The organism is Staphylococcus sp. GDY8P120P (assembly GCF_017892065.1).
In the GTDB taxonomy this organism is placed as follows: domain Bacteria; phylum Bacillota; class Bacilli; order Staphylococcales; family Staphylococcaceae; genus Staphylococcus; species Staphylococcus nepalensis.
Window position 1 is genome coordinate 1 of sequence record NZ_JAESKI010000023.1, and the last position, 8,778, is coordinate 8,778.

Here is an 8,778-nt window from a genome sequence, read left to right on the forward strand (position 1 = left end):
GCAATTGGAATAAAGCAATTAAGTTCGGTAATTTAGGCAAAAGGAGTTTTTGCAATGTTAACTAAGAATATTAAGTATCCTTATGTAAAATTTATTTTTGATGTTGTAGGTATTCTTGCTAGTATTGGTATTTTATTAATATTTATTTTTAATTCATATGCTAGTTTTGGTTCTGATAGTAGTTCTTTATTTGGAATAAATGTTACGGGTTCTAGCATGATTTTGTTATATAGTTTGATTTTTATTGTTGTTGTATGTGCTATTGTTTCTTTCGTTTTGAAATTGATAAAAAAAGAGAACAAATTTTAGGTTTTAGAAACGAGTTGAAAACGAGTTTCTTCTTGTCTTGATAATGGGGAGATTAATTTAATCCGTTTTTAAATTTTAGCATGGAATCTAATATTGATAATAGAACTTATCGTTTCATTATTTCAGTTAACCGTATTGGTTTTAAAGGTAGTAAAATGTTATAATATAGATGTATTGAAGGAGGAGTCGCCACTCCTCCTAAAAAGTTAATTTAGTTTATTAACTCTTTAATTAGTGATGTAATAGCTCTTAACAGATTGATTAATGCTGTTAGGAGCTTTATTTTTTACCCTTTTAGACATTCATCATTATACCCCTTTTAACAAATGTGATTGTAACCTAACCATACTTTTGCTATATCTTCATTTCATTAACGATATGTTCACCTACTACTATATTACCAATTGAACCATTTTGGGTTTATAATTCACTTCATCAAAGTCTTTTTTAAATTCTATAAATTTCATTTTATTAATGAATGTTTATTTAACTATTACATTAATACCAAATTAAGACTTACGCATTGTAGCGTGTAAATTATTTTAATCGTTTGTTAAATTTACAGGGAATCTAAAAGGAATCCCGGACAACAGGATAAGGAGGAACAATGCCATTGCCATGGCACCCAGCATAGCTGGGGTCCTCTAAACTTATCCTTAAAAGATCTAAATGCTGATATTACGGTATTTATGAATCATATTTAATTACGGACACAAAGGAATCCATGGAATTTTACATGGCATTTTCTTTGGAAAATAGCAATTCTTCTATCCTTTGGGGCGCAAGGGATTTCACAACAGGGAATCTTTGGAATCCCTAAAGATTCCCTAAAGGATTCCTTATATTCATCCAAAATCAATCAATGTTTCAGTATATAATTGATTAGTAATTACTTAGTTAAATATGATACGATAAAACTAAGTAATTACTAAGCTAATAACTTATTAAACAGATGAGTATTTGCTTAGTTTATTTTTGTGAAAATATTGAGTAATTACTAATTATATAATTAGATGAATAAATGAGTGATTACTTAGTTGTGGAGGGGTTAAAAATGACCAATCAAAGTCATAGAAAAGCTAAAACAATCAATATCAATTTAACTGAAGAAGAATATAAAAAGGTAAAAGCGTTAGCAGAAGATAGAGATTTAAATCCAACAGCTTATACACGGCTTGCAGCATTAGGTAATCGTATCAAACCTACAGTTGTCTATAACACAGATGAATATACTGAACAGTTAAAAAAAGAAAAACAAACACTTGAAATGGCTTTAGAGACAAGCGTACCAAAAGAAGATGTTGAGCTTTTAGAAGCACAATGTGAACATTATAAAACTTATATTGATACGTTTAAGAAGTTCTTACAGTATGTACAAGAAGATGCGGAATATATTAATTTGAATGGATATAAGAGAGATGAACAATTAAAAGAAGAGATGAAAGATGCTATTAAATCCTTTTTTGAAAACTGATTTAATTTTTCAAAGATATAAAACATACGAATATAATTTATATTACATTTTGAAATTTTCGTTCTCATCCACACGATTAAAACCGTGGGCTTTCTCATTCACTAAATTCTGTAATTTACAAAATGCAGCTAATTCATTAAGTTCTGATGTTGATCAGTACAAAAATTTGACACTCCCACAGCTAAAGCAATGGGATTCTTTAGTACAAAATCGTACGCATCTATTTCTAGTTTGTACTTGCCTAAAGTTAGGGGTATGCCAATACCCCATCCTAGTTCAGAACGTATAGTTAACTAGGCTACTTGACTATTACCATCAAGTACAGGTGCATTTATTATATTCTTAGCACCTACAATATCCCTGTGATCTAAGTGACCACAATGAGAACATTTATACTGTCTATCTTTCGATTTATTTCTTCTACTACACTTAGGACATAATTGACTTGTGTATTTAGGTTCGACGTATTCTACTTTAATTCCTACTAAATTCGCTTTGTATTCAATGTACTGTGCCAATCTGTAGAATGACCAGTTGCTTAATGAATGATTGTTTTTACGACTTTTACTTGTCTGTTTTCTAATATTTGCTAACTTTTCTAGTCGAATGATACCCACATTGTGCTGAATAGCAAAGTTTACAATTTCACGACTTGCTTTGTGGTCTTTATCATTCATCCAACGTTGCTCTTTGTTTTGTGATTTTTTGATAGCATTTAACTTTTTAGCTTTACCTAGTTTCTTTCTACGTTGATTGTGGTAGCGTCTAACATACTTGTTGTTTCTTCCATTACCTACGAATTTAACTTTCCTTTCATCTGTACAACAGACTGCTGGTATCTTAATACCTAAGTCAACACCCATTATTCTAGTGCTTGTATGCTCTTTTACATTTCTTTCAATGGCTATTTGCGCTACATATTTATTTCCTTTACGAGTGATACGCAATGTACCTAGCTTATTAGCTGATTCAATTAGATGTCTTTCATAGTCAGAAATGTTTGCTTTAATTTCAATCCTTTGTGACTTTCCATTAACAACAAATGGTATTTTGACACTTTTATGATTAATTGTATAGTTTTCATTATTCCATACTATGATAGGTTTTTTTAAAACAGGTACCTTTTTGTATTTGGTTTTCTTAGCTTTCTTAAATACTGATTTAGCATCTCTAATCGCTTGATTTTTAACACTGCTATTTATTAAAGCGTCAATATCTTTAGTTGTTTTCTGTGTTGGTGCCTGTGATTTAACCATTTCATCTACTAATGTATTAATTACATTAATATATTCTTGTGAGGCCGACTTAATTAATTCTAATTGGACTTTGTTTGGTTCTAGTTTTAATTTAACTGTCACTATTTGACCCATCGTAATCACCTCTTTCTTTGATTTTCGACATAATTTTTAATTGTCTCGATAGATATATTACCAACCGTTGACACAAAATAGCTTTTAGTCCACAAACTTGGCATGAATCGAAATTCTTTAAACGCCGCTCTTAATATTTTACTTGTTCCACCTTTTATTTTTGCCATAATATCTGACGGACTATATGTTAGCAATGTGTTAATGAACAAATGACAATGATCCTTGTCTGTTTTGATAGCAATTATTTTAAAAGCATTAGTTTTTGATATTGCTTTAACTAATGCTTTAAAGCGTTTGTCTAATCCTTTACTTAAAAATATTTTCCTTCTATACCTTAGATAAGACATAAAATGATAATTAATTAGACTTACTGTTGTGCTTGTTCTTCTATATTTGTTTCCCTTGTATCTCATATACCCTTTTTCCGTATGTATATTTATCTTACATTTTGAAATTTTCGTTCTCATTCACACGATTAAAACCGAGGGCTTTCTCACTCGATAAATTCTGTCATCTTCACTAGATATACATTCGCTTATTTTAGATGAAGATGAGGAAAAAAGAGCTAGTAATTCTATTTCTATGACTGATTTAGATAACGCAGCAAGTGAAAGCACAGACATTTCAAATACTGATATTGAAAATATAAGAAACGATGGTGTAGATGTGGAAAAATTATATAGTGAAATAGAATAAGAAAATGATATTCAAGAAAGACTAAAAGCTCAGCAAAAACAACTTAATCATTTTAGTACTGATAAAATTTATGAATTAACATCAATAAATAGTAAGACTGGAATCAGCTCAAACGACAAACCAAAATAGGAAGAATGATTTTATTATGGCAGCGCCTAGAAAAATTAAACAAATAGAAGGTATATAAAAGAAACGAAATCAGTTATATAAAAACATTAACTTTGAAGAATTGAATTCTGGAGAAGTTAAAATTGATGAAAATTCAAACTTTATATTAGATAAAGAAAACGAAATAAATGAATTGATTAATCAATGAAGATGATACAAACAAATCAATAACTAATGACAATAACAATAAAGATAATCAAATAAATGAAGATATAAATACATTTATTTAAACATTAAGTGTTCAGTTAAAATATTTAACTGAACACTTTTTTATTCTGGTACCGTTAATGTATAAACATAAGTTACTACATAAAAATAATTTCAAAGGTTAATTTAAGACGAATAAATTATGTAAATAATACATGTTAAGTATTTCACAAATAGTCGTTAATTTAAATAAAATACATAAAATCCAGACTCCTTTAGGGAGTCTATAACGACTCTAAAGAGTCCTCGTTTTTAAACCTCTTGTGGGACAAGGGATATGCTGTTCGGTAAATTCTCATAAAAATGCCATGTAAAAATACACAAACTCTATTGTTATCGCGTTATAAATTATTATATAAACACTATCACATCAGCATTTATAGTATTAAAGGATAAGTTTAGAGGACCCCAGCTATGCTGGGTGCCATGGCGATGGCATTGTTCCTCCTTATCCTGTTATCAGGGAGTCTAAAAGGAGTCGCTGATATAATTAATAGGTAAGAATAAACAATGTAAGTTGTTCTATTAATTACCGTTAATATAATGTTATAAGTTTTATATTAATAAACTTTAATCATCTTAATTGAGTTCGTTTATTAATAAACAACCAATTAATGTATATAAAATGTGACGCTAATTAGGAACATTAGATATACTTTAATAAATCAAATAACCATATTTTTATTTTTGATTTATTAAATGCAATTAAACTTAGTTATAAGTTAATGCAAGAGGTTTAGTTTTTGAAATACTAATTAAATGTTATAAAAAAGAGGAATCTATACATAATATAAATTCCTCTAAAGATATTTGAAATATACTTTATTAACTTAATGCATCTTTTACATCACTTGTAGGTAAAAGAGAACTATATTAATAGTTCCCTAAATAATTTCATCAATCCGTTTCATTTGTTTTACTGCATCATTTTTAAAATTAACACTCATATATGAATTGAAACCACTTTTTATTTTTCCGATTATAGCATGTGGTTCTGTTATATTTATTTTATCCAACCAATTTAGTAATGATATATAATCAAATACATCAATATGATTAATTAATCTTTCATATCTTAAATTTCGATTTATTATTTACTGAAAAGCCATCGTGTATTACATAAATCCCAATATGCTATTTATAATATATAACCCATAACTAAAAATTAGCTACTTTTATTCATAATGTGACCATGCAGAAAGGATAAAAACTTCCTTATCATCTTCATCAACTGTGTAAACAACTCTATGTTGATGGTTTATTCTTCTTGAATAACGCCCTAAGTGTTTAGGTTGCAACTTTTCAAAAGATTGGCTCGGAAAATAAGGGTCTTCTTTTAACGTGTCTACAATTTTTAAGAATTGTGTTTTCAACTGTGATTGTTTAATTTTCTTTAAATCAGATTTTGCTGAATTTTTAATAGAAATACTGTAATTATCCATTTAGAGGTTATCCCAGTCTAAATCATCAACGTTAGTGTAGCCACTGTTATCCTTTTCACGCTCTCGTACTTTATCCATAGTCCCTGTTGTTTCAAGATATAACGTTTCTTGAATACTATCCCAATCTTTCTGACTTATGATTACAGCGTTATTTTCACTCTTAGAACTGCTTATAATAACGGGTTCGTGGCTATCATTAACTTGTTTAAGTAGTTCATAGAATTCTTTTCTCGCATTAGTAGGCGTTTTAATATTCATTATTAGTCACGTCCTTTCTTTATTCTATATTATAACGTACTTAAAAACGTACGTAAAGTTATGGCCTATAATGGGGTATAAGTTTGATTTTTACATAATTCAACTTATCGGAAGTACATATGCTTGTACATTCACAGATGGTATAATAATGGAGTCGCCTATCTCTCAGGCGTCAATTTGACGAAGAGAGGAGGTGTATTATTTTGTTAATCTTTTTCGTTCACATCATAGCACCAGTCATCAGTGGCTGTGCCATCGCGTATTTTACTTATTGGCTTAGTAAGCGCGATAAATAATTAAATAGGCGACAAATAAAATAGTCAACACCATAAAAATCCCCTCACTACGGACATAGTGAGGGGATTGGTGTATTATTGCTAATCTTTTTCGTTAAATGCATTATAACACCATAGTGGATAGGAATGCAAAAAATGTATTTCAGTTAAATAGCACTAAAGTAACTCTCTGTATTTTTTATATTGTTCAATATAAAGAGGGTTATTTTTCAAAAAGTTTTCGAAATGAATTCCTTTTAACTTCAGTATTTCTAATAAATCTTTATCATTTTTAACCAATTCATAGTTATCATAATAATTTTTAATTTGAGTTTCATTAATTCCATAAATATAAGGATTATATGGAAAAACATTTTCATAAAGGTTCTCAAATATATCTTTTTCTCTAGATACGTAATCGAATTTATCAGTGTCATAATTATAATATTCTTCAATATTATAATTATCTTTTATAGTAGATTTACTATTTAAAATATCTATTTTTTGAGTTATCGGCTTGTTTGATAAATCATCACTATTTAATGAGGCAGTTACAATTGTTAAATTACCAAATGCAGTAGTTTCAGTGTTACCATTATCTGGTAACAAATGTTCTATTGTCATATCTTTTAACATTATATACGTGTCTTGTTGGTTATATTGAGCATTAGCTACTAATGTATATTTTATTAATTTATTATTTCTCTTTAAAGACTTATCCTTGTTTGAATACTTGAATGATTGATTGTTAGACATCAATGTTAAAAACTTGTTCTTCTCTATATATTTATTCATTTTAACAAAAAAATCGGTCATTATTATTTTGAATTCGGCATCAGTAGCACAATGATAAATAGAATAAGATGTAGAACCAATTATCTTATCTGTCTGATTACTGGTTTGTTGCATTCCATTAAAAATAAAGAAGAAGTTTCTTATGTTTTTAAATGCTTTTTCTTCTGTTGAGTTATTAATTATATTTTTTGATGTTAATAATTTTATAGCTGCTAGTAAAGATCTAATTTGTTGATTCCTCTTGATGTTAAAATATTCAATAATAAAATCAGGATTATTTACATCATTAACTTGCATGTATACTTCTGTGAAATCGTATAAATCATCAAGCAAGTTGGATAGTTGGGTAATCGGGACTTCTTCTTTAATTAGCTTATAAACAGAATTAATATTTTCTGAACGTTTTTTTATATAACACTTTGCAAAATGATTAATTAAATTATCTATATCTGAAAGGCCTCTTGCCATATTCATTAGTCCATTCCATTTATCTTTAGAATGATCAATAAAATCATCAGTTCTTGGTTGTACATACTTCATGATATGGTTTTTTAACAATTCCATTTGCTTGAGTTTTTGACCTCTTGCATTTAAAACTTCAAATATATTATAAATTTCCTCTTCTTCACCAGATATAATTTCTACAATATTGATTTCCAAGAGCTTATTTAAAAAAGTTACTGTATCATTAAAACTTTTATTTTCTATATATGAAATAAAATACATAAAAACTTGATAAAATCTATTACTTTTGGATAATTCGGTTTTAGAGTTGTAAGAAACATAATCTAATAAAGACTGAATGTCTTTTGCAGCGTCAGGATTATTAAGTTTTGTTATTTTTTCATTAGTAGATTTTAGTGTTGTTAAAAATGTCTCTTTAACATATTTAGCACGTTCGGACTCTTTCTCATCTTCTAATGAATTAAAATGTTTAACTATAGCTGCAAATATTATGTATATAGTAGTAATTCTTTGTTGACCATCAATAATCTCATAATATGTAACGCCAGGATCCTTAGAATTTTTTAATTCTTTGTTTACGTCATTTAAAACTATTGTTCCTAAAAAGTGAGACCATGAAGCCCTTGATCCTGTATCCATTGTAAAAGTTATATCTGTTAATAGTTCAGACCAATTTGTTTCTTTCCATACATACGACCGTTGATATCTTGGTACTATATATACCACAGATTTTTGGAAAAATTCTAAAATGCTTCTATTTTCAGTACTAAACCCCAATATAAATCACCTCTATTTCATTTTACTATATAATGCAATACTTTATACTTACAATTTGTATAAAGATTCCAAATATAATTTAGAGTACACTCTAATCATATAATAATTTAGAAACACTATATTAAAAGGTTAGTTTATTTGAAAGTAACTTTTAAAAGGCATACTATTAAATTAACTAAAACAAGGAGGTTTTATCAATGAAAGCAGCAGTTTGGTATGGTCAAAAGGATGTACGAGTTGAAGATCGAAAATCTAAAGAGTTACAAGATAATGAGGTTAAAGTTAAAGTGTCTTGGGCTGGCATTTGTGGTACAGATTTACATGAATACTTAGAAGGCCCTATATTTATTTCAACAGACAAACCTGACCCGTTCCTTGGCCAAAAAGCGCCCGTTACATTAGGCCACGAATTTGCAGGTGTAGTAGATGATATTGGTTCTAAGGTTACAAAATTTAATAAAGGCGATCGTGTTGTCATTAATCCTACAGTTTCAAATCGTGAAAAAGAAGAAAATATTGATCTTTATGATGGTTATTCATTT

9 protein-coding genes are annotated in these 8,778 nt (G+C 28.4%); 4 read left to right on the plus strand and 5 right to left on the minus strand.

Features of this window, described 5'->3' with window-relative positions; translation table 11 throughout:
• Positions 1–54: 54 nt before the first annotated feature.
• Together KA900_RS12565 and KA900_RS12570 are read left to right on the plus strand one after the other, a co-directional pair.
• Positions 55–309: a hypothetical protein gene (locus KA900_RS12565; protein WP_210139695.1), complete on the plus strand. Its 255-nt coding sequence runs from the start codon at positions 55–57 to the stop codon at positions 307–309.
• A 1,054-nt stretch (positions 310–1,363) separates the two neighbouring features.
• Positions 1,364–1,783 carry a plasmid mobilization protein gene (locus tag KA900_RS12570; RefSeq protein WP_210139696.1) on the plus strand — a complete coding sequence of 140 codons (420 nt, stop codon included), beginning with the start codon at positions 1,364–1,366 and terminating at the stop codon, positions 1,781–1,783.
• A gap of 293 nt (positions 1,784–2,076) precedes the next feature.
• Here KA900_RS12570 and KA900_RS12575 read toward each other — a convergent pair whose 3' ends face one another.
• The 4 genes from KA900_RS12575 to KA900_RS12590 all read right to left on the minus strand — a co-directional run bounded on the left by KA900_RS12575 (position 2,077) and on the right by KA900_RS12590 (position 5,924).
• Complete coding sequence (locus tag KA900_RS12575) at positions 2,077–3,153, minus strand: RNA-guided endonuclease InsQ/TnpB family protein (protein ID WP_210139697.1); 1,077 nt, start codon at positions 3,151–3,153, stop codon at positions 2,077–2,079.
• 5 nt (positions 3,154–3,158) lie between these two features.
• On the minus strand, positions 3,159–3,566 hold the full coding sequence (tnpA, locus tag KA900_RS12580; protein ID WP_210139698.1) for an IS200/IS605 family transposase: 408 nt from the start codon (positions 3,564–3,566) through the stop codon (positions 3,159–3,161).
• Between the two features lie 1,833 nt (positions 3,567–5,399).
• Entirely contained in the window at positions 5,400–5,666 is a 267-nt protein-coding gene (locus KA900_RS12585; protein WP_210139699.1) for a Txe/YoeB family addiction module toxin, read from the minus strand.
• Positions 5,667–5,924, minus strand: a complete 258-nt coding sequence (locus KA900_RS12590; protein ID WP_064209985.1) for a type II toxin-antitoxin system Phd/YefM family antitoxin — start codon at positions 5,922–5,924, stop codon at positions 5,667–5,669.
• Positions 5,925–6,127: 203 nt separating this feature from the next.
• Between KA900_RS12590 and KA900_RS12595 the strand changes: the two genes are divergently transcribed.
• Positions 6,128–6,220, plus strand: a complete 93-nt coding sequence (locus KA900_RS12595) for a type I toxin-antitoxin system Fst family toxin (RefSeq protein ID WP_107515274.1) — start codon at positions 6,128–6,130, stop codon at positions 6,218–6,220.
• Between the two features lie 156 nt (positions 6,221–6,376).
• On the opposite strand, the gene KA900_RS12600 is transcribed toward KA900_RS12595, so the two are convergent.
• Positions 6,377–8,236 carry a DUF262 domain-containing protein gene (locus KA900_RS12600; RefSeq protein ID WP_210139700.1) on the minus strand — a complete coding sequence of 620 codons (1,860 nt, stop codon included), beginning with the start codon at positions 8,234–8,236 and terminating at the stop codon, positions 6,377–6,379.
• A 197-nt stretch (positions 8,237–8,433) separates the two neighbouring features.
• On the opposite strand from KA900_RS12600, the gene KA900_RS12605 reads away from it, so the two are divergent.
• Positions 8,434–8,778 (plus strand): alcohol dehydrogenase catalytic domain-containing protein (locus KA900_RS12605; protein WP_210139606.1); only part of this gene is annotated, 345 nt, incomplete at its 3' end.